This is a genomic window from Pseudomonas sp. NPDC087697 (assembly GCF_044743155.1).
GTDB lineage: Bacteria > Pseudomonadota > Gammaproteobacteria > Pseudomonadales > Pseudomonadaceae > Aquipseudomonas.
In genome coordinates this window covers 43,762-64,817 of record NZ_JBIUVW010000004.1, presented here as the reverse complement: position 1 = coordinate 64,817, position 21,056 = coordinate 43,762, and the positions used below count along the sequence as shown (strand labels likewise).

At 59.6% G+C, this 21,056-nt stretch carries 12 protein-coding genes; 8 read left to right on the top strand and 4 right to left on the bottom strand.

The annotated features are described in order from the left end of the window. Positions 1 to 75 precede the first annotated feature (75 nt). Entirely contained in the window at positions 76 to 1,599 is a 1,524-nt protein-coding gene (locus ACIPIN_RS04740) for a fumarate hydratase (RefSeq protein WP_008156025.1), read from the bottom strand. Between the two features lie 495 nt (positions 1,600 to 2,094). On the opposite strand from ACIPIN_RS04740, the gene ACIPIN_RS04735 reads away from it, so the two are divergent. Genes ACIPIN_RS04735 through ACIPIN_RS04725 form a run of 3 tightly spaced genes read left to right on the top strand, consistent with a single transcriptional unit; the run spans position 2,095 to position 4,904 of the window. Further along, the gene (locus ACIPIN_RS04735) at positions 2,095 to 3,201 is read left to right on the top strand and encodes a diguanylate cyclase domain-containing protein (RefSeq protein ID WP_401115981.1); all 1,107 of its coding nucleotides are present in this window, start codon (positions 2,095 to 2,097) and stop codon (positions 3,199 to 3,201) included. Next, entirely contained in the window at positions 3,194 to 4,129 is a 936-nt protein-coding gene (locus ACIPIN_RS04730; protein ID WP_401115978.1) for an iron-sulfur-binding ferredoxin reductase, read from the top strand. The genes ACIPIN_RS04735 and ACIPIN_RS04730 overlap by 8 nt, the downstream gene beginning before the upstream one ends. A 28-nt stretch (positions 4,130 to 4,157) precedes the next feature. Next, positions 4,158 to 4,904, top strand: coding sequence for an enoyl-CoA hydratase-related protein (locus tag ACIPIN_RS04725; RefSeq protein WP_401115975.1), 747 nt, complete (start codon positions 4,158 to 4,160; stop codon positions 4,902 to 4,904). A gap of 42 nt (positions 4,905 to 4,946) precedes the next feature. Here ACIPIN_RS04725 and ACIPIN_RS04720 read toward each other — a convergent pair whose 3' ends face one another. Next, positions 4,947 to 6,170, bottom strand: coding sequence for a hypothetical protein (locus ACIPIN_RS04720; RefSeq protein ID WP_401115972.1), 1,224 nt, complete (start codon positions 6,168 to 6,170; stop codon positions 4,947 to 4,949). 329 nt (positions 6,171 to 6,499) lie between these two features. Next, a complete protein-coding gene (gene pyk, locus ACIPIN_RS04715; RefSeq protein WP_401115969.1) occupies positions 6,500 to 7,951 on the bottom strand; it encodes a pyruvate kinase in 1,452 nt (483 codons plus the stop codon). Between the two features lie 172 nt (positions 7,952 to 8,123). Between pyk and ACIPIN_RS04710 the strand changes: the two genes are divergently transcribed. Both ACIPIN_RS04710 and ACIPIN_RS04705 read left to right on the top strand, forming a co-directional pair. Then, positions 8,124 to 8,498, top strand: a complete 375-nt coding sequence (locus tag ACIPIN_RS04710) for a tol-pal system YbgF family protein (protein ID WP_401115966.1) — start codon at positions 8,124 to 8,126, stop codon at positions 8,496 to 8,498. A 385-nt stretch (positions 8,499 to 8,883) separates the two neighbouring features. Then, a complete protein-coding gene (locus ACIPIN_RS04705) occupies positions 8,884 to 9,243 on the top strand; it encodes a PilZ domain-containing protein (RefSeq protein WP_401115963.1) in 360 nt (119 codons plus the stop codon). A 190-nt stretch (positions 9,244 to 9,433) separates the two neighbouring features. On the opposite strand, the gene ACIPIN_RS04700 is transcribed toward ACIPIN_RS04705, so the two are convergent. Then, positions 9,434 to 9,805: a DUF6124 family protein gene (locus ACIPIN_RS04700; protein WP_401115960.1), complete on the bottom strand. Its 372-nt coding sequence runs from the start codon at positions 9,803 to 9,805 to the stop codon at positions 9,434 to 9,436. Between the two features lie 467 nt (positions 9,806 to 10,272). Here ACIPIN_RS04700 and ACIPIN_RS04695 point away from each other — a divergent pair, with 467 nt between their 5' ends. The 3 genes from ACIPIN_RS04695 (at position 10,273) to ACIPIN_RS04685 (ending at position 21,039) form a co-directional block, all read left to right on the top strand. Next, positions 10,273 to 13,038, top strand: a complete 2,766-nt coding sequence (locus ACIPIN_RS04695; protein ID WP_401115957.1) for a hypothetical protein — start codon at positions 10,273 to 10,275, stop codon at positions 13,036 to 13,038. A gap of 156 nt (positions 13,039 to 13,194) precedes the next feature. Further along, a complete protein-coding gene (locus ACIPIN_RS04690; protein ID WP_401115954.1) occupies positions 13,195 to 16,836 on the top strand; it encodes a Tc toxin subunit A in 3,642 nt (1,213 codons plus the stop codon). A gap of 72 nt (positions 16,837 to 16,908) precedes the next feature. Beyond that, positions 16,909 to 21,039 carry a neuraminidase-like domain-containing protein gene (locus ACIPIN_RS04685; RefSeq protein ID WP_401115952.1) on the top strand — a complete coding sequence of 1,377 codons (4,131 nt, stop codon included), beginning with the start codon at positions 16,909 to 16,911 and terminating at the stop codon, positions 21,037 to 21,039. Positions 21,040 to 21,056 lie beyond the last annotated feature (17 nt).

The following is a 21,056-nucleotide window of genomic DNA, read 5'->3' as shown; positions in this document are numbered from 1 at the left end:
GCCTCGGACGACAGGCGAAAAAAAGCCGCACTGTTTTTGCAAATAGTGCGGCTTTCTTTACCAACGGTTAAAGGCTTACTGCACTTCTACCGCCAGGCTTTCACTGATTTTCTTCTGCCAGATGGCCGGGCCGGTGATGTGCACCGACTCGCCCTTGCTGTCGACCGCAACGGTCACGGGCATGTCTTTGACGTCGAACTCGTAGATCGCTTCCATGCCCAGTTCGGCGAAAGCCACCACGCGGGATTTCTTGATGGCTTGCGCCACCAGGTAAGCCGCGCCGCCCACTGCCATCAGGTAAACAGCCTTGTGGTCCTTGATCGCTTCGATCGCGGTCGGGCCGCGCTCGGATTTGCCGATCATGCCCAGCAGGCCGGTTTGCTCAAGGATCTGGCGAGTGAATTTGTCCATCCGCGTCGCGGTGGTCGGGCCAGCCGGGCCAACCACTTCTTCACGCACCGGATCAACCGGGCCGACGTAGTAGATGAAGCGACCCTTGAGGTCCACCGGCAGGGTTTCACCCTTGTTCAGCATCTCGACCATGCGCTTGTGCGCGGCGTCGCGACCGGTGAGCATCTTGCCGTTCAGCAGGACGGTTTCGCCCGGCTTCCAGCTCTGCACGTCTTCCGGGGTCAGGGTGTCGAGGTTGACGCGACGAGCCGAAGGGCCGGCTTCCCAGACGATTTCCGGGTAGGCGTCCAGCGGTGGCGCTTCCAGCGAAGCCGGGCCGGAACCGTCGAGCACGAAGTGCGCGTGACGGGTGGCGGCGCAGTTGGGGATCATGCACACCGGCAACGAAGCGGCGTGGGTCGGGTAATCCATGATCTTCACGTCGAGCACGGTAGTCAGGCCACCCAGGCCCTGGGCGCCGATGCCCAGTTGGTTGACCTTCTCGAACAGCTCCAGACGCATCTCTTCGATACGGTTGGATGGGCCGCGCTTTTTCAGCTCGTGGATGTCGATGGATTCCATCAACACTTCCTTGGCCATGACCGCAGCTTTCTCGGCGGTGCCGCCGATGCCGATGCCGAGCATGCCTGGTGGGCACCAGCCAGCGCCCATTTCCGGAACGGTTTTCAGCACCCAGTCCACGATCGAGTCGGACGGGTTGAGCATGGCCATTTTCGACTTGTTCTCGGAGCCGCCGCCCTTGGCTGCCACGTCGACTTCCACGGTGTTACCCGGAACGATCGAGTAGTGGATCACGGCCGGGGTGTTGTCCTTGGTGTTCTTGCGAGCGCCCGCCGGGTCGGCGAGGATCGAAGCACGCAGGACGTTTTCCGGCAGGTTGTAGGCGCGACGCACGCCTTCGTTGATCATGTCGTCCAGGCCCATGGTCGCGCCATCCCAGCGCACGTCCATGCCCACGCGGACGAACACGGTGACGATGCCGGTGTCCTGGCAGATCGGGCGGTGGCCGGTGGCGCACATGCGCGAGTTGATCAGGATCTGCGCCATCGAATCACGGGCTGCCGGCGACTCTTCACGCAGGTAGGCCTCGTGCATCGCCTGGATGAAATCCACGGGGTGGTAGTAGGAAATGAACTGCAGGGCGTCGGCAACGCTCTGAATCAGGTCGTCTTGCTTGATCACGGTCATGAGTCGCGCTCCTCTAAAAGACGGGAACATTCAATAAGGTGCTTGCAGTTGGGGTGCATCGGTCGGCTGCAAACACCTTTCAAGGCACGCCGGGGTTGCTGGCGCGACGCTAAAAAGGCGCGGCAGTATAACGCGCCTCGAAGCCGGGCACACCCGCCGGCAGTCAAACCAAAGTCGCATAGGGTCAAGCACAGCTCAGATGTTGGCAAAGACGCTTTCTGTGGCGAGGGAGCTTGCTCCCGCTGGACTGCGCAGCAGGCCAAAAACGTCCCACCTGCAAGTGTCAGGTACACCCAGCCAGCCAGATTTACGGCCGCTTCGCAGCCGAGCGGGAGCAAGCTCCCTCGCCACAAAGGTTTGCCTGGCCTACATTGCATCACGCGTGGCTTATCACCTCAAAATTGAATGGTCATTTTTGGGACGCAACACTAAAGTGGCATCTGGCCTTTAGGGTAGGACACTCTTATCAGCCCCCTTTGCACGGTGAGTCAACGATTGGCCCATAACGCTATCCAGAGTCTGTTGCTCAAGCGCTTTATTCTGGCGACGGGCACCTATGCGCTGGCGTTATTGCTGCTGTGGCTGGCGATACTCAGCGGACATTATCAAGGGCCGGTGCGCGGTGCGTTGATCGGTACAGTGCTGGTAATGCTCAGCCAGTCGGTGTTGTTCGCGGTGTTTTACACCGGGCGCAATCAGCGTTTCGCCGACCCCAGTCTGACTGAAGTTCAGGTGCTGCTGGGGCTTGGCTGGCAGACCTGGTTGATCGCTCATCTGGACTCGGCCCGTGGCGCCTTTCTGGTGTTTTACCTATTGATCCTGTTATTCGGCCTGTTCCATCTGCCGCGCCGGGCGTTTGTCCGATGTGCGGTATTGGTTTTTATCAGCTTTGCGAGCGTCAATCTCTGGGAAGGCTATCACTTCGAACTGGCCGACCCTGCGCTGGCGGCGCTGCAAGTCTGCGTGTTGTTCATCGTGCTGGTCTGGCTGGCGCTGTATGCCAACTACGTTCAGACTTCGCGGCAGCGCATGCGCCAGCGGCGGTTTGCCTTGCAGGCGCATCAGGACACGTTGCGCGGGATGATGCGCCAACTTGAAGACCTGGTGGCCACCGACGAACTCACCGGGTTGTTCAACCGCCGGCATTTTCTACGCCTGGCCTCGCGCGAACTGCACAGCATGGAAGAGGGTGTGGTGCATGGCCTGGCGCTGGTTGACCTCGACCATTTCAAACGCATCAACGATCGGCATGGTCACGCGGCCGGCGATCAAGTGTTGCAGGCGTTCGCCGCCGTCGCCACGGCCTGCCTGCGTGAAGACGATGTACTGGCGCGTTATGGCGGCGAGGAGTTTGTGTTGTTGCTACCCGATTGTGACCCCGAGCGCCTGACCTCCTGTTGCGAGCGGCTGCGCATTGCCTTTACCGAAGTCGAGTTGATCGGCCTGAATGTGCGCGACCTGAGTTTGTCCGCCGGCATGACCTTGCTTGAACCGGGTGACAACCTGGATGACGCCTTGCAGCGTGCCGATCAGGCGCTATACCGCGCCAAGCGCGACGGTCGCAATCGCTGCGCCGCTGCCTGGGAAAACGTCGATGCCTGAGTTGCGAGTGGGCGAGCAGCAGTGGTCGGTGGCGGCGGGCAGCAACCTGCTCGATGCCTTGAACCAGAACGGCATGCATGTGCCTTACAGCTGCCGCGCCGGCAGTTGCCATGCGTGCCTGGTGCATTGTCTTAAAGGCGAGGTGAGCGACCGGCGTCCCGATGCGCTGAGCGCCGAGCAGCGTCAACAAGGTTGGCGCCTGGCCTGTCAGTGTGAAGTCGTCGATGACCTGCAGGTGGCGGTGTTCGATCCACTGCGTGACGGTTTGCCGGCCACTGTCGAGGCTGCCGATTGGTTGAGTCCCAGTGTGTTACGCCTGCGTTTGCGGCCTGAGCGCCCCTTGCGCTATCAGGCCGGTCAGCATCTGGTGCTGTGGGCCGGGAACGTGGCGCGGCCGTATTCGCTGGCCAGCCTGCCGCAGGAAGATCGTTTTCTGGAGTTTCACCTCGACTGCCGCTTGCCGGGTGAATTCAGCGATGCGGCGCGCCGTTTGAACATCGGCGACCCGATCCGTCTGGGCGAATTGCGTGGCGGTGCATTGCATTACGATCCCGATTGGCAAACCCGGCCGTTGTGGCTGCTGGCGGCCGGCACCGGGTTGGGGCCATTGTTCGGCGTGTTGCGTGAAGCGCTGCGTCAGGATCATCAGGGCCCCATCCGGGTGATTCATCTGGCCCATGATGCCAGCGAGCATTACCTGGCCAAACCCTTGGCGGCGCTGGCCGCACACCGTCCAAATCTTAGCGTCGAGTTGCTGACGGCGGCTGAGTTGTCGGCGGCTTTGGCGCAATTGCGCCTTGTTTCCCGGCAAACCCTGGCTTTACTCTGCGGGTCACCCGAGAGCGTCGATGCCTTCGCCCGGCGCCTGTATCTGTCGGGGCTGCCGCGCAATCAACTATTGGCCGATGTATTCGTGCCTCGCGGTTGAACGCGAAATCACTTTCACGAGACTCACCATGACGAACGCCATCCTGCTGGAACGTGAGCGCGGGCTGCTGACCTTGCGCCTCAACCGCCCGGACAAGAAAAACGCCCTGACCCGCGCCATGTACAGCCAGTTGGCGGACGCCCTGCAACAGGCCGACGCCGACCCTGAGATCAACGCCATATTGATCACCGGCAGTAGCGAATGCTTTACCGCCGGTAACGACATCGCCGATTTCCTCGAAGAACCGCCGAGCGACCTCGCAAGTCCGGTGTTCCAGTTCATGCGCAGCCTGCTGGAATGCCGAAAACCGGTGATCGCCGCCGTGGCCGGCGCCGCTGTGGGGATCGGCACGACTTTGCTGCTGCATTGCGATCTGGTGTACATCAGCGCGGATGCCAAGTTGCGCATGCCGTTCGTCAACCTGGGACTGTGCCCGGAGTTTGGTTCAAGCCTGATCCTGCCGCGCTTGCTCGGGCAGGCCAAAGCCGCCGAGCTGTTGCTGCTGGGTGCGGGTTTCAACGGTGAACAGGCCGCCGCCTGGGGCATCGCTACCCAAGCGTTGCCCAATGGCGAGGCCGCACTGGCCAAGGCCCGAGAGATGGCGCAGCGCTTTGAAGCACTGGCACCGGAAGCGGTGCGCATCAGTAAACAACTGATGAAAGCCCCGGACCGCGAGCAACTGCGCAAGGTTATTGAGGAGGAGGGCAACCTGTTCACTCAACGGCTGCGTTCGCCGGAAGCGATTGCGGCATTGTCGGCATTTGTCCGTCGCTAGAAAGGCACCCTCCGGCAGGCGAAGGGTGCCTTTGAGGGGCGCCTATCCCTGTGCGACGTTCAGGAAGCGGGCGACGACGGCTGCCTTACTGAACGGACCGTCGTTACCTACGACGAGGATCTTCCCGTTCTCTTGAAGACTCATGGCATTGGCAATGGCATATGCATCTTCAAAGATGATGTGGACCCAACCGGTACTGTGTCCGAAATCCCGGTCCAGTGTTCCGTCACTCAGGTAACGTGCGACACCGAACCCAGGAGTGCCAGTTTTTGGCAACCATCTGCCCGAGGCGGTGATTTTCCCTTCCGATACGCCTACACCGAAAAACATCAGACTGTTTTCTTCTTCAAAGGCTTGAATCAGGATCTCCCCGTCATTGAACCCTGGGTCTAGTTGGCCATCGTTTGCAAAGCAGGCCAGCACGCCACGACGAGGGAAATGAGAGTGGCTCCAACCCGCGACAATTACCTGCCCTTCGGGAAGAGCAGACAACGCCATGAACTCGAAACTAAGTTCGGTGATCGCGAAGCCGTTTTTACCGAAAGAGGTGTCGAAGCTGCCATCCTCATTGAGGCGAGCGACCATGCCACTACCCTTCAGTGTTCCGCACACGGTGATTTTTCCGTTCTGCACCAGAACATCCTTGATGGTGCTATTGCCCCAGTGTTGATTGGTAACGGCGACATAACCGGTGTTATTGAAGCTTTTATCAAACGAACCGTCATCGTTGAGCCTGATCAGCACGGCAACCGTGGCAATCCATATCGGCATGTAAACCTCCGTGACGACATAGATTTTTCCATCGGCCAGCGCACAAGGGCCTGCGTTGCCGACGCCAGTCGTCGTTACCTGCGCAGCACCCAGTCCAAGGCTGCCGGCAAGGTTTGAAGGGAGTCTGACGGTGAGTCGGCCCCCGACGCCAAAGTCTGTATCCGGACGCCCATCGGCATGAAGGCGAGCCAATACATTCTCACCTTTTTTCATATCGACACCGCTCAGCAGGATTCTTGCTTGACCATTGATCTCCAGAAAATGAATCTGATGCAGATGAGTGTCCTGCATGGGTTCAAAACGCACGACTACGTATCCATCCTTGCCGAACGCTGTATCTAAAGTGCCGTCTTTGTGCAGGCAGGCAATACCTAACTTGTGGATGGAGTCATCGCCTTCGGAGTCGACACCGCCACCGACGTAGATCCTGCCGTCGGGACCTTCGGCAATACATTCGCCTAAAGTATCTCTGGCATTGGGAAAGCGCAGAATCACCTTACCGTCTTTCTTTACCGAATTCCGGGTCGAGATCACCGGCAGCGCGAGCGGTCAGTGCTGTGTATTGGCTCATCGTTCTATTCCTTTAATTGGAGTGAGTTATCCGTCGAGGGCTGCCAATGACGAGCCGTAACAGCCAAGCGTGAGAAAGCCTTGATAACAGCGATAGCAGTAGGACGAGAACGATTAAAGGGGCAGGGCAGAAGAACTGTCTACTGTCAGATCTGACAGGTGTAAATCGGTGAAATCACCTATCTGACTGGTTTAAAACGAAAAAAGCCCCGTCATTCACATGACGGGGCTTTTGCGTTTCAGCGATCCGGAACTCAGACCATCTTGTCGCCAACGTGCAGGATCTTCATGCCGTTGGTGCCGCCGATGGTGTGGTAGCTGTCGCCCTTGGTCAGGATGACCCAGTCGCCTTTCTCGACCACGCCGAGTTTGAGCAACTCGTCGATCGCGGCCTGGCTGACTTGCTCAGGCGGCAACGATGCCGGGTCGAACGGTACGGTGTAGACGCCGCGGAACATCGCCGCACGGGCCTGGGTTTCGCGGTGCGGGGAGAACGCGTAGATCGGCACCGAGGAACGAATGCGCGACATGATCAACGGCGTGTAGCCACTTTCGGTCAAAGCGATGATCGCCTTCACACCCGGGAAGTGGTTGGCGGTGTACATGGCCGCCAGCGCGATGCTCTGGTCGCAGCTTTCGAACACTTTACCGATGCGGTGGCTGGAGGTTTTGCTGGTCGGGTGCTTTTCAGCGCCGATGCAAATCCGCGCCATGGCCTCGACCGCTTCGAGCGGGTACTGGCCGGCGGCGCTTTCTGCCGAGAGCATCACCGCGTCGGTGTAGTCGAGCACGGCGTTGGCCACGTCGGACACTTCAGCGCGGGTCGGCATCGGGTTCTGGATCATCGACTCCATCATCTGGGTCGCCACGATCACCGCTTTGTTGTGGCGGCGTGCGTGCAGGATGATCTTCTTCTGAATACCCACCAGCTCGGCGTCGCCGATTTCCACACCAAGGTCACCACGGGCGACCATCACGGCGTCAGAAGCCTTGATCAGGCCGTCGAGGGTTTCGTCATCCGCTACGGCTTCAGCACGTTCGATCTTCGCCACCAGCCAGGCAGTACCGCCGGCCTCGTCGCGCAGTTTGCGGGCGTATTCCATGTCGGCGGCGTCACGCGGGAAGGACACCGCGAGGTAGTCGACTTCCATTTCAGCGGCGAGCTTGATGTCGGCCTTGTCTTTTTCAGTCAGGGCCGGTGCCGTCAGGCCGCCACCGCGACGGTTGATACCTTTGTGGTCCGACAACGGGCCGCCGATGGTCACGGTGCAATGCAGTTCGGTGGCGGTGGCGGTATCAACGCGCATCACCACGCGGCCGTCGTCGAGCAGCAGCTCGTCGCCCACGCCGCAATCCTTGACCAGATCCGGGTAGTCGATGCCGACCACTTGCTGATTGCCTTCGGTCAGCGGATGGCTGGTGGAGAAGGTGAATTGATCACCGATCTTCAGCTCGATGCGCTTGTTGGCGAACTTGGCGATACGGATTTTCGGGCCTTGCAGGTCACCCAGCAGGGCAACGAAGCGGCCGTGCTTGGCAGCAAGTTCACGCACCAGCTTGGCGCGAGCCTTGTGCTCGTCGGGGGTGCCGTGGGAGAAGTTCAAGCGGGCGACGTCCAGGCCAGCCAGAATCAGCTGTTCGAGAACTTCCGGCGAGTTACTGGCCGGGCCAAGGGTAGCGACGATTTTGGTACGACGGACGGTCATGCAGAGACTCCTGAGTTCAAGCGCTGAGTGAGGCTACTATGGTCCGAAGCTGTAGTCATTGTTCGTTTGCACTACTTATTGCTTTCTTTATTGAACCGTACAACTTTGATTCGAAGCCTCCTGAAGATTTTCGTCAACGGGTCGATACAGAGCTCAAGACAGGAGAACCCTCATGCGATTCGTGCTCATTGCTGCCCTTGCCCTCAGTGCCGTGGGCTGCACCCGTTGGTCGATGGACCATCATTTGAACAACGCCTACCGCGCCTATGATCGCGGTAACTGCGAAGACGCGATGCTCGAATTGTCCCAGGTCGACCGCGACAGTCGGGCGCGGCGCTATATACAGCCGGAAGTGTCAATGCTGCGCGGCCAGTGCCTGGAACGCCAGAAGTTGTACGTCGATGCAGCCGAGACCTATCAGTTCATCATTGCCCAGTACCCGGACAACGAATACGCCTACCGTGCCCGCGCGCGGCTGCAAACCTTGCAGTCGCTGGGTTGGTACCCGCCGCGCAGCAGCGCCAAAAGCATGCCCGCGCCTTTGTAATATGTAATCAGTGCTTCCAAAAGATCGCAGCCTTCGGCAGCTCCTACGGATTTGTGTACGGCTTCGGCTACTCTGCGTAGGAGCTGCCGCAGGCTGCGATCCTGGCGATTCTGCACGCGCCAAACATCTGCGGTTTACGTCGAAGTGCTGTGCATTTCGCTTAACTGACGGGCATTAGTGTGTGCGCGCCAGCCTTGAGCTAATCTTCGATTAGCGCGTTTTGGAATGTTCAACCTAAACGCGGTAACACCCGTGAACGGCAGCGGTAAAGCGAGCGCGCAACAGTGACGTTCGCACCGTGATCGGGGACAGCGCACCTGCCACAGGTCCGTTGCGAAGTAGTAGTGCGGCTCTGCTTAAGGGCCTTTCCATAGCGATACTCAGCATGTTCACTGACCGCCGAATCGAGCGGCATCAATTGCCGTATTTTCTGAGAGTGTTCAACAGCGTCACCGACAAACCCATTGGCTTTATCGGCAATGTCTCCGAAGACAGCCTGATGCTCATCTGCCCGTTGCCGATGATGATCGGCGCAGCGTTTGAGCTGCGCCTGAAAATCCCCACCAGCGAGGGTATTTTGCAGGTGATCGACCTGCGCGCCTGTTGCCTGTGGTGCCATGAAGACGCCACCCCCCACCATTACGACGCCGGTTTCGAGGTGCAACGCGCACCGCCCGAATACGGGCAACTGGTGAGCGCTTTGCGACAGTACTTCAGCTTTTATCCGCTGCCGGCTTCGGCGTAAGCCCTACCCGCAAATCGGAAGATCAAAAGATCGCAGCCTGCGGCAGCTCCTACACGGTATAGGCTGCGATCTTTTGCCGTTAAGCCCTACCGCAAATCAAAAGATCGCAGGCTGCGCCAGTTCCTACGCCGGATGATGTGTCCCGCGTAGGAGCTGCCGAAGGCTGCGATCTTTGCCCAACCTCTGGCAATTACTCCGTTTCAGGTGGATCAAGGTGATCCAGTGCGCGATTCACCGCCAATTCGGCCAGGGAAATCATCTGCTGAATCGCCAGTGCGGTATTGCGCTTGGGGCCGTCGAGGTCGAATGCCAGATCGCTGGCCATGACGTTGGCCGAGGCGAGGGTTTCGCTGGTATGGGCCAGCAGGGTTTCAGAGTCGACGTCGGGGGCAATGACGAAAATGCAGCCGGGGCGCCGGTCGGCTAACAACGCCTTGGTCTCGGGCAGCACCAGGTAATGATTGAGCGCACGGTGCGCGGCGGCGTGGAGCTCTTTCGAGTCGAGGGAGGCGTAGGGGGAAACGGGGTCGGTTTCGGGGGGATTCGGTGTGGCTTTGAACATATTCTTGTTCCTGTAGTGGGGCTGCCACCAATTCGCGACTAAACGAAGGGGTGGCGGCTGTACGCAGGTTAGTCGACCGGGAGGAGACAAGAAAAACCGGCGCGCCCGAGGGCGCCCTGCGCACAGCCACCATAACGAGCAAGGATAGGGATTACCTGACCGTATGGAGTGCAATGCACCTTCTTATCACCTCCGAGCGACTAAACCCGATCGCTGATGGGCAGCGACAGGACTCACGTTAGCCGTGGCGGACAAGGTGCACAAGCCGGGGGATTCTGGCGGATATGTAGGCTGCGGCGCAAGGAGATGTAGCCGTTGACTGAGGGGGTTGAAAGCACGAGGGAAGGGATGGGGAGACGGTTACCGTTCGTCTGAACTGTCAGTTATTACAGGTTGTCCGAGCCTGTCGAGGCGGACTACAAGTAGTGCAGGTGAACACTCAGCCGGCTACTTTCCTGGATTAAGTCATGTCTGATTTCAACGAGATCTTGCCCGTACTTGCCCTCACTGTAACTTCCCCACGGGAAGGGAGCATGACTGCGTCTCGCAGACCCCTTTTTGAAGGGATGGGGGAGCCCTTCAGTCGCCTCGTTGTTATTGCTTATCAGAATGGTCAGCCGAAGTGGGGAACAGATAGTCCCAGACTTGGAAGTGGGCCTAGCTGGTCGTTACAAGTTACGGAATGGGACCTTCCGAGCGGCACCATAGACCTCGAGGTGCAGATGTTCCGGGGCTCGGATTTTCTTGGGAAAGTTAATCGCCAATTTTTCATCGCTGGGCCGCCACAGATCATCTCTCCGACAGCCAACTCGTTGATCATCAATGAGCTCAGGCCTGAAGTCTCAGGAACTGGCTCCAACGGCACCGTCGTCAATATTTATCGCGAGGGTGGTGCCGGTGAGATCTATGGCAGTGCCTCGGTAATCAATGGCAGTTGGCGGACACGCCTTAGCAAGGACCTGCCTCAAGGTGGCTTTGTTTTCATCGCCGAGGCCAAGCTTGGCGGGCAGCCTACAGGCTGGAGCAACACGGTACCCGTCACGGTAGTGGTGTTGTCGGCGCCCGAGATCACCAACCCCGCTATGAACTCTATCCAACCGCTTCGGCCTACGGTCAGCGGTAAAGGTGGTTATCCGGGGGCGCAGGTAGAGATTTATAAAGATCTCGCTTCCGAACAGTTGGGGACGGCTAGTGTGAACGCAGCAGGTAACTGGTCTACGGTGGTTACCAAGGATTTGCCTCCTGGCCCATACTCGATCACGGTGCGGCAAACGTTCCGAGGTGAGTCGTCGCTGCGCAGTGGTGCCAGGCTTTTCAAGATCCGCCCCCCCAAACTGGCCGTCACCGTAACGCCGCTCGCCAACCAACAGATAAAATTCTCTGGTGCCGGTCACACCGGCGCCATCGTTGAACTCACTAAAATCAGCGGCCCCGGCGGGCAGGCATTGAGCACCACCGTGCAAAACGGTCAGTGGGAGGTCACCGCCACAAACTGGGTACCGGGCGCTTACACCCTGTCGGCCATACAAAAGGTATCCGACAACGCCGGTGGCTGGATCCCCTCGGAGTCAATTCAGTTCACCTTCACCTGGGCGCTGCCCAGCCCGACCGAGGTGGTCTACACGAAGGATTACACACCGGTCTTCTCCGGCAAGGGCTACACCGGTGCCATGGTGATTATTGCGTTTCCGGGTGGTGCGACCACCGCCGCGCCGGATGCCTCGGTGGGTGGTACGGGTGTATGGTCGAGCAGGGCTTCGGAACTATGGGGGCCGGTGAACCAGCGACTTATTCATATACAACAGCGTCTGAATGGGCAGTCGTCCCCTGGCTGGGTTGAAGTCGCGGTGACCATTCCTCCGTTGGCGCCTGTCATCACCAATCTTGTCGAGAACGAGTTGTCTCCGACCATCACCGGCACCTGCTGGCGTGGGGCGGAGGTCAATCTTGTCTTCAGCGGCAGCTCCACGGTGCATAAACCTTCCGGCGCCAGCGGCAGCTGGACCTTTCGGCGCGACATTTCCTTTGCTCCGGAGGTGACCCATACGGTCACCGTGACCCAGACAGCCGCGGGGCAAACCTCGCCCTCTGTATCCAGAACATTCACCGTGCAGAAGCCGCTGCTGAAGCCCGTCATCACTGAGCCCCAAAAGGATCAGGAGGTCGGCCGCGAGCTGATCGTTCGAGGCACGGCCGGGGTGAAGGGGGCCACGATGAGGCTTCGGGATGCCCAATTCGACAGACCCTTGGGGGAGCCCAAGGTGCTGATCAGCGACGGCGACTGGTCAATGGAACTCAAGGGCCTGGAGTTTCGCAAATACACCATTGACGCGAGACAGAGCATTGGCTCGCGGGATTCCATACGCAGCGAATACTGTTTTTTTGAGGTGGTGGTGCTGCCGCCGACTATCACGGTGCCGACGCCGGGAGGCGACCTGCCACGGACCTCGACGATGTCCGGCACGGGCATTCCCGGTGGCCGGGTCGAGGTGTGGTTGCAAGGTAATGCGCAGCCATTGCTCAGCAATATCCTTGTCGGCGAAAACGGTCGCTGGGAGGGCGAGGTGACGTTGCCGATCGGGGCGAAAACCATCTTGGCCCGGCAAACCTTGAATCAGGAGCGGCCGTCCAAAGACAGTCCCCGGCTGACCTATAACGTTGTGCCGGCCGCGCCCTTTATCGAAACCCCCGCCGAGGCTGAGCGGGTTGGTCGGCAGGTGGTGGTGTCAGGTTTTGGTTATTCGGGGGATACGGTGGCGGTGGCATTTGCCGATGCGCCGCAGACGCTGTTAGGCCAAGCCCCGGTCGTTGATCGCACGTGGTCGGTGAGGGTCACGCTCGACCGAGCGGGTGGGGCTCAGCGTTTGATGGCCGTGCAATCGCGCGATGGCTTCAAATCCGTCCAGTCACCTGCTCGATCCGTACTGCTGGGTTCGTATCTACCGACGATCGACAAGCCCGAGCAAGGGCGATGGGTCACCGATCCGGTCGGGGTTGCAGGTAAAGGCAGGGTGGGGACCGGTGAGTTGGTGAGCTGGTTCAATCCTGATCGCGTGTGGGCCTCGGGCGTTCCCGTCACGGCTCAGGGTTGGCAACGCAGTGTTGCTCAGCCACTGCCCAACGGCGGCAACTGGGTCCGCTTCAGGCAGGTTATTCAGGGTGAAACGGGCGGCTCTGACTGGGCCGAAAGCGAACGTTTCGAGGTGGGGCCGCAGCCGCCATTGTCTGATTAGCACCCTGTATAGCTCCCGATGAATGGTCAGCTCTACTGTCAGTTCTGACAGTAGACGCTGGCTTCGCTCAGGCGCCCAATCCAGTCATTGAACTGAACAGCGCGACCTCCTCGCCAGGCTGTTCAGCACACTGTCATCGGTACAAGGAGTTTCACCATGGCTGTTTCCCAGGATCACCCTTCCTTGCAACTGTTTCATGAAGTGTTCCCTGAAGAAGAACAGCGCGAAAGGTATGGCGAACTGAGCACATACCTCGAACAGGGTGGCTCGGTATTCCCGCTGGTGGCAAAAGGCGTGGAAGGCCTGGTGCATGACTTCAAGTTGAGCCAGGTTGATGCCCAGCACTATCTGCGGCGGGCCAATGCCCTGGCCATTTATGTGCGGCGTCAGTTCATCGAGCAGACGTTGACCGGTGACGAAACACAATCGCTCCAGGCGCTGAGCGGGTTGCCGTCATTGGTGCCGGGACCGAGTTTTGAGCGGTTGTTCTGGCCGGACTTCGACAGGCTTTGCCCCCCTGATGCGCTGGAGTCGGTGACCTCGCCGGTTGCCTATCTGATTGAACTGCTGCTGTGGATCAGAGACCGGATCGAGTCTGTCCCGGCTGACGGCCCGGAACCGTCCCGAAGGATGCCGCTGAACGGGCGACGTACCGATCTGGCGACGCTGTCCATCGACTTCAACGCGGTGCATCAGGCAGTGTCCTCAGTGGACATCATCATTCCGGTGCTGGAAACCTTCATCAAGGCCAACAGCCAGGCATCGGTGGACATTGACTTGGAAATGAGCATGGCCCGTTATCCCAATGGGCTGCCCTATTACCGGGACTGGACGACGATCGATTTTGTCGCCCGGCATCATGACCTGTCGGTGGGGGAGATGGCGCGGGTGGTTGATCTGTCGTTTCCGTATTTTCTGCAACCCAATGGACAGAGCACTGAGGCGGGACGAGCCTTGCTGCATGCCTCTCGGTTGGGACCTTATCAGCGGGAGTTGTTGACTGAGGATCCCAATGACAGTGAGGACCCTGATGACGTGGAGGGCTTCTACCTACGGAACTTTGGCGCTGTGGGTGTGGAGTGGCAGAACATCGGCCAGGTGCCGTTCTTCTGCGAAAGGACAAAACTTGACGCCATCGGACTTGAAGCATTGCTCTCGATTCGAAGTTTCGCCCCGGTGCGGTCCGCCAATGCGCCTCCGAACAACGGTGAACTATTAGAGGGTTCGCAGTCGGGTTCGGTCTATCTCAACGCAGGTCAAACGCCTTCTGTCAGTATTGACTTCAAGAGAACAATTGTAATTCTTCACCGATTGAAAGATGCCAATCAGGCACGATACGACCGCATGAACCGCAAGCTGCGTCTGGACCAATGGCTGGGTCTGCCCCCCGAGCAAGTGGATGCACTGCTGATGGCGGCCATCAATACCGAGACGCGGACACAGGCACCCGCACACAGCTGCTGGATATCGCCTGACACCCTGCGCGCCATTGGCTTGTTTCAAGGGTTGCGCGAGCGTTGCGGCTGTACCGTCGAGGATTTCTCGGTGTTTATCGGTGAATTGTCGATCTTCGGCCGTGGCGAACTACGCTCGCAGTTTGATCGGGTCTTCAATGACCAGGCGTTCTCCTCCACGCCTCTGAAACTCGATGACAGCGAGTTCCCGGTGTTTCCCGCGCCCGGCGACGAGGAGCTGACGGTCAACCTGCTCTGCCGTGGGCTGGGGATTAACCTGCACACTTACCGTCACCTGGCCGAGGTGATTGCTCCGGTGCATGGCCTGGGGCAAACGCTGAAATGTAACGTAGCGGTGCTCTCAAGCTTTTACCGCCTGGTGAAGCTACCGCAACTGTTGGGGATTACCCCGGTGGAGGCCATTATCTTGCTCGCGACACTGGGGGGAGAGCGCTGGCTCAAGGCGCTGGCCGGAGCCCCATGGCTCCACTCGAGCGAGCAGCAAGACACAACACCGGATGTGTTGAACGTGATTCACGCCATGGACGCCTGTGTACGCTGGTGCAACGAGTACACGCTGCCCGTGGCCTGGATGCTGCAGGTGGTAGCGCCCATTATGGCGCCGGCGGCCGCGTCTTCGAATGAACGCCAGTTGTTTGAACAACTGCGCAGCCTGCTGACAGCGGCACTGTTTTCCAATGCGGCGTTACTGATGGCCGGCGTTCCTCCGCTGGCGAGCGGGGCGGACTGGCTGGATTTGCTGGCGGCACTGGTCGACCGCGACGGTTTGGTGCTGACGCAACTGGAGGCGATCGAGCTCGATTACCCGGCGTACGCCCGTGAGCGGCTCGATTTGGCCGTCAGGGCGGGTATTGGCGAGGGCGATGCGGCCTCACGCGCGCAGATCGTCGAGAAAATGCTCGGCGTACTGCTGCTGGCCAGGGCGGGCCAGGTGTCGGTGGTCAGGGAGTGTCTGGCGGTGTACGCGGGGCTGCGCTCGGAGCTGGTGGTGTGGGTACTCGCCTGGGCGCAGGGCACGGTGTATCAAGTGCTCAGGCAAGCCCTCGAGCGCACGACCGAGGGCGACGAGGTGGCGGCTTACCGGCGACGGGAAGACGCCGAAGGCGATCCGTTTCTGGTGCTGCTGGCCGATGTGCAGCGGCGCAGTGCGGTGGTGATGAAACTCGACCTCAGCGCCGCACTGCTGGAGGACTACCTGACCTACGGCTACCGAGTCTGGCTCAAACGTGAGGACAAACATGAGTTCACGTTGAGTACGCTGTACTACTTGACGGTGCTCAACCGGGCATTCGCGTTGGGGGATCAGCCGCCAGCAGCGCTGCTCGATTACCTGCGAGAGGTCAACGCCTTGCCCGACCTGCTGACGGGTGATGCCTTGCGTCTGGCTCAGGAAACGGCGGCCATCCGGCTGGCGATTTTTTTCACCTGGAGCATCCAGGAAGTGCGCGAGTGCGCAAAACGGGTTGATCCGCAGAAGAGCCTGATCAAAAGCCTGGTGCAGTTGGATCTGCTGATCCGTGTTCGCGAGTTGGCGGCCAGCAGTGGTATGGATGCACAGACGATTTTCCTGATGGGCACCCTCCCGGCAGCGGTTGACAAAGGCGCTTACTCACAGGCGGCCGAGCATGCACTGCTCAGCCTGTCGACATCCCCCGTCCCCTTCGTTCCCCACGACGGGGAGGCCCTGGAACACACGGTGATGACGACGTGCGTGGTGGATCGTACCAAGTTGGTGGCCAATAAATCCGGTGAAATTGCTACCTACACGGTGACCGTTAAAGACCTCAGCGGGGAGGGGTTGAGCGGGGTCTATGTGTATTGGCAGACCGAGCTGGGCAGCATCAATAAAAGTGCAACCGACATCAACGGGGTGGCCAAGGCGGTGTTCACCCCCGGCAGGGTCATGGGCATCGCGGCCCCACGTTACTGGCTGGACCTGCATCCGAAACAGCAAGCACCCAATGTGGCGATTGGTGTCGATGAAGCCGAGCTGTTCTTCCCGGCACCGCTCAAGTCCCAGGTGCCGGATGGCGTTGTAGCGGCAGGTCAGGAAGTCGAACTGTACGCCGTGATGCTGGATAAATATGCAAACCTGGGTATCGGCCAGCCTGTGCAATGGAGCGCTGAACCGGTAAATGAGGCTGACATTCCTTGGCTGATTATCCGGCCCAGCGAAGCACTGACCAATCAGGACGGGCTCACGCGGGTGTTTGTCTCAAGCCCGTCGGGGGGGACATTCGAGGTCGGCGTCACCAGCGTCGACAGCGATATCACCGCCTATTTTGAGTCAATTACCTTCGCCGGTGGCGCACTGCCCGGCTGAAGGGCACTTCCTCAATCCGGGCGCGGGCTGCCCGGTCGCGCTCAACCTGGCTGTACCTCAGGAGCAAGGATCATGGACAACAAGCATATCGCCGGACTGCTCGAACAGCGTCGTACGGCATTGGTCGAGTATTGCATCGGGCAGCTTAGAAAGGGCCAGCCTGACGATCAGGACGATCAGTTCAACTTCCTGAGAACACCCGAGGACTTGTTCGAGCTTCTGCGCATGGATCCGCTGGACAATTATCCGGTGCAGAACTCCTGGGCCGCCGAGGCCACCAGCTGTGCGCAGCATTACATCCATGCGGTGTACCGCAAGCTGGAACCGGGGTATTCAACAGTCGAATTCGATAAACGGGATTTGAACACCTGGGAGCTCTACAGCAACTACCCGGACTGGGCGGCGTTGCAGATGATCGCCCTGTACCCGGAAAATTACATCAACCCCTATGTGCGTCGGCGCAAGACCAGCCTGTTCAAAACCCTCGAGAACAACCTGAACCAGACGCGCCTGAACACTGATTCCGTACAGCTGGCGTTGCAGGATTACCTGCAAACGTTCGAGCAGACCTGCAACCTCGACGTGATCAGCGGCTATATGGACGGCACCTCGCTCACGAGCAACCTCTCACCGACACGCGCCGATTATTATTTTGTCGGCCGGCAGCGGGTGCAACCGTTTCAGTACTTCTGGCGCAAGGCCGAGGTGGAACTGACGCCCAGCTGCCGGGCAATCAACCCGGCGGCGTGGGGTGAATGGCAGCCGGTCGAGATCCCGGCGGGGGAGAGGGTGCTGGATATGCGGCCGGTGTTCTGGGGCGGACGTTTGTGTCTGGTCTGGGCCGAGTGGCGTGACAGGGTGGTGAGTAAAGAGGCGGGCGAGTTTTTGCCCTACAAGCTGGAGATCAGTCTGGCGTTCATGGCGCAGAACGGCCATTGGTCAGCACCGCTTTCTCTGCACAGTTCTGAATCGGATAAGGATATTTCGGCTGGCTGCCGGTTAATTGCCACGGTGCTCGTCGATGACCAGCACCCAAAAGGCAAGTTGGGGGTGTTGTTGACCAATCGCAGTAATCCGGCGCCTGCAAACCCTGTCGATGTGTATCAGGTTCGTGATGTTCTGTTCCGTAGTGTTGCCAACGATGATGGTGGCTGGCTGGCGCCCTTGGCGGGCTATGGTTTTGTCGATCCAGAGATCGTGCAGCATCCGATCTTGCGACAAAACGTTCCGACTATTGTCGACTCAGACGAACCCAGCGGTAGCTTGACGCCTTACTATTCCTTGCAGGCGACTGTTTTGCGTGTTGCCGCACAGGATGTACTACTGGTTAGAGGCCTTTGTGCGGTGAAGCCGAATGTTGTAGGGGTTAACAAAACCTTCGACTTGAGGTTGCTTAATCCGAGCGGTGGTGATCCTGCGCCGATCATGGGGGCTTTTTCCAATGCAGGTGGCTGGAGTACCCCCTGGATGGTCGTTCCCAGATCGGCGGGTGGTTTTACAGTGCCGGTCAGTTTTACATTCGGTGGTACAACCTCAATTGATAACCTCGGGCGCAAAAAATATGTAGTGACGGTGGGCTTGATGGCAGGCGTTGCTTTTGCCCCGCCATCGCTGGACAAGACCAACCCCCAGGGCGCGCAATTTCTCACCCTCAACCAGCCTGAACTGACCCTCAAACACGTACGCCTGAACTCGTTGTTCGGGCCCGAGCTGGTGCAGCGCGCCAATATCTCGGTCGAGGCCGTGCTGGACTGGGAGACCCAGCATCTGCAAGAGCCGGCCCCGGTCGCAGGTCCGATCGACGAGCCCAACGGCGCGTTCGATGGCGCCAACGGCTTATTCTTCTGGGAACTGTTTTTCCATCTGCCGCACCTGGTGGCTTCACGGTTAAGCGCTGAAAACCGTTTTCTGGAGGCGCAACAGTGGCTGCATTACCTCTTCGACCCTCAGGCCCCGATAGACGCTAAAATCACACCGCCCAAACCTCTTTACTGGCGTTGCCGGCCATTGACCGGCCCCGGCAACCTGGGCTGTGAAGCCGAGGCACCGACCGATCCGGATGCCATCGGTTATTCGGCCCCTCGGCATTTTCAAATCGTGGCGTTCACCGAGTATGTGAAAAACCTGATGGCCTGGGGCGATGGGTACTATCGCCAGCTCACCCGCGACAGCCTGGTGGCCGCCAGGCTGTGTTATGTGCAGGCCGAGTTCCTGATGGGCAAGGCCCCGACGGCGCGGACCGTCAACCGCTGGCAACCGAAAACAGTCGGCGAACTGTTGGCCGACGCCAGCGCTCGGCCCGCGCTGGAAGCGTTCGAAAAAGACCTGGTATTCACCCTGGCGAATCTGCCGGCCAAGGCCGAGGTGGCGCCCGAGCTTGGCATGCTGGGGGTCAAAGGTTTTGTACTGCCGATCAATGAGCAGTTGTTGGAGCTGTTCGCCTTGCCCGGCAGCCGCCTGCATAACCTGCGCAACAACCTCACCCTTGACGGCAAGCCGCTGCTGATTCCGCTGTTCAGCCCGCCGACGGACCCCCACCAGTTGTTGCGGGATCTGGCCGCCGGCGGCGCCGGTTCGCCGCGGCCGATGGGCGGGCAATTGGTGGTGGTGGCGTTTCGTTGGCGGGTCCTGTTCGAAGCGGCGCTGCGTGCGGTGCAGACGTTGCAGGAGCATGGCAACCAGGTGCTGCGCCTGCTCGAACAACGGGATCGGGCCGAGATGGAGGAGTTGCAACACAGCCATCTGGTGGATTTGGGGGCGTATGCGCAGACCGTGCAGGAGCAGACCATTGCGCAGCTGGAGGCGAGTGTGACCGCGTTGGGGCAGAGCCGGGCGGTGGCACAGGAACGTGCCGATGCGTATGCGCAAAAGTATGAGAACAATGTGAGTGATGCGGAGTATGAGGTGATGGATTTCATGCTTGCGGCGAAAATAACCTCGATGGTGGGTATCGGGCATAAGGCGGCGGGAGCTCTCGCTAAAACCGTCATCCCGAATCATGTAGGGGCGGGGATGACAGTGTCGTGGGGCGTGTCAAATCCCGGGGGGATAATGGACGCGGTGGGTGGGGTTTTTGACATTGTCGCCGCCGGTTTATCCCTGAATGCCGAACGAACGGCAACGGCCGAAACCTACCGCCGCCGTCGAGACGAATGGGATCTGCAACGCCATCAGGCACTGGCAGAGGTCCGGGCAATCGACGCGCAAATCACCGCGCAAAGCCACGCTGTCGAAGCCGCCAAGGCCAGCCTGCGGCAAACCCTGCGGGCCAATGCCCATGCGCTGACGCTCTACACCTTCATCAAGAAGCGTGCGACCAACGCCGAGTTGTTCGGCTGGCTGCTGGGCCAACTCAAGGCTTTGCACTATCAGGCCTATGACGCGGTCGTCAGTTTGTGCATCAGTGCCCAGGCTTCGTTGAGCTTTGAGACCGGCGATTACGATTCGCAGGTTCCCCTGCCGAAGGTCTGGCTGGACGAGCGTCACGGCCTCACGGCGGGCGAACACCTGAAGGTGCACTTGCTGCGCATGGAGCGTGAATACCTGCACCGCCATGAGCGGCGTCTGGAGCTGGTCAAGACCATCTCTCTGCGGCAATTGTTCAATGACACGGTGGATCCGCAAGAAGGTTTCGATCACTGGACGGATGCGCTGGCGGACCTGCAAAAGACCGGCACGCTGGATTTCAAATTCACGCAGTTGCTCTTTGACCGTGACCATCCAGGCCATTACTGCCGGCAGATCAGCACGCTGGAAGTTGACCTGCCGGTGCTGGTCGGCCCCTTCGACAATGTGAAGGCCATCGTGTCTCAGGTCCAGAGCATCACGGCGACCAAGGCGTCGACCCGCTCGGTGGAATACCTGCACAACCCTGCCAATGCGGTGGCCCCCGCCGATGTGCGGTTCAACCTGCGCAGCGGCCAGCAAATCGCTTTGTCGGTGGGCGTCGGCGACACGGGCATGGCCATGGTGAAACCCGATGAAGGCTTGCTCAACCCGTTTGAATGCACGGGGGCGGTATCGCGTTGGAAACTGAGCTTTCCTCGGCCCCGCAAGGAGCCACAAAAATCCATGCTGGCGTCGTTGACGGACATCATCGTGCGGATTCGCTACACGGCGAAGGCCGGCGACCCGACGTTTGCGCGCAAAGTCGAGGAGCTGGTCAAACGCGTCGATCCGGATGATCCGCTGACGCTGGATTGATCGCCGATACGAATGGG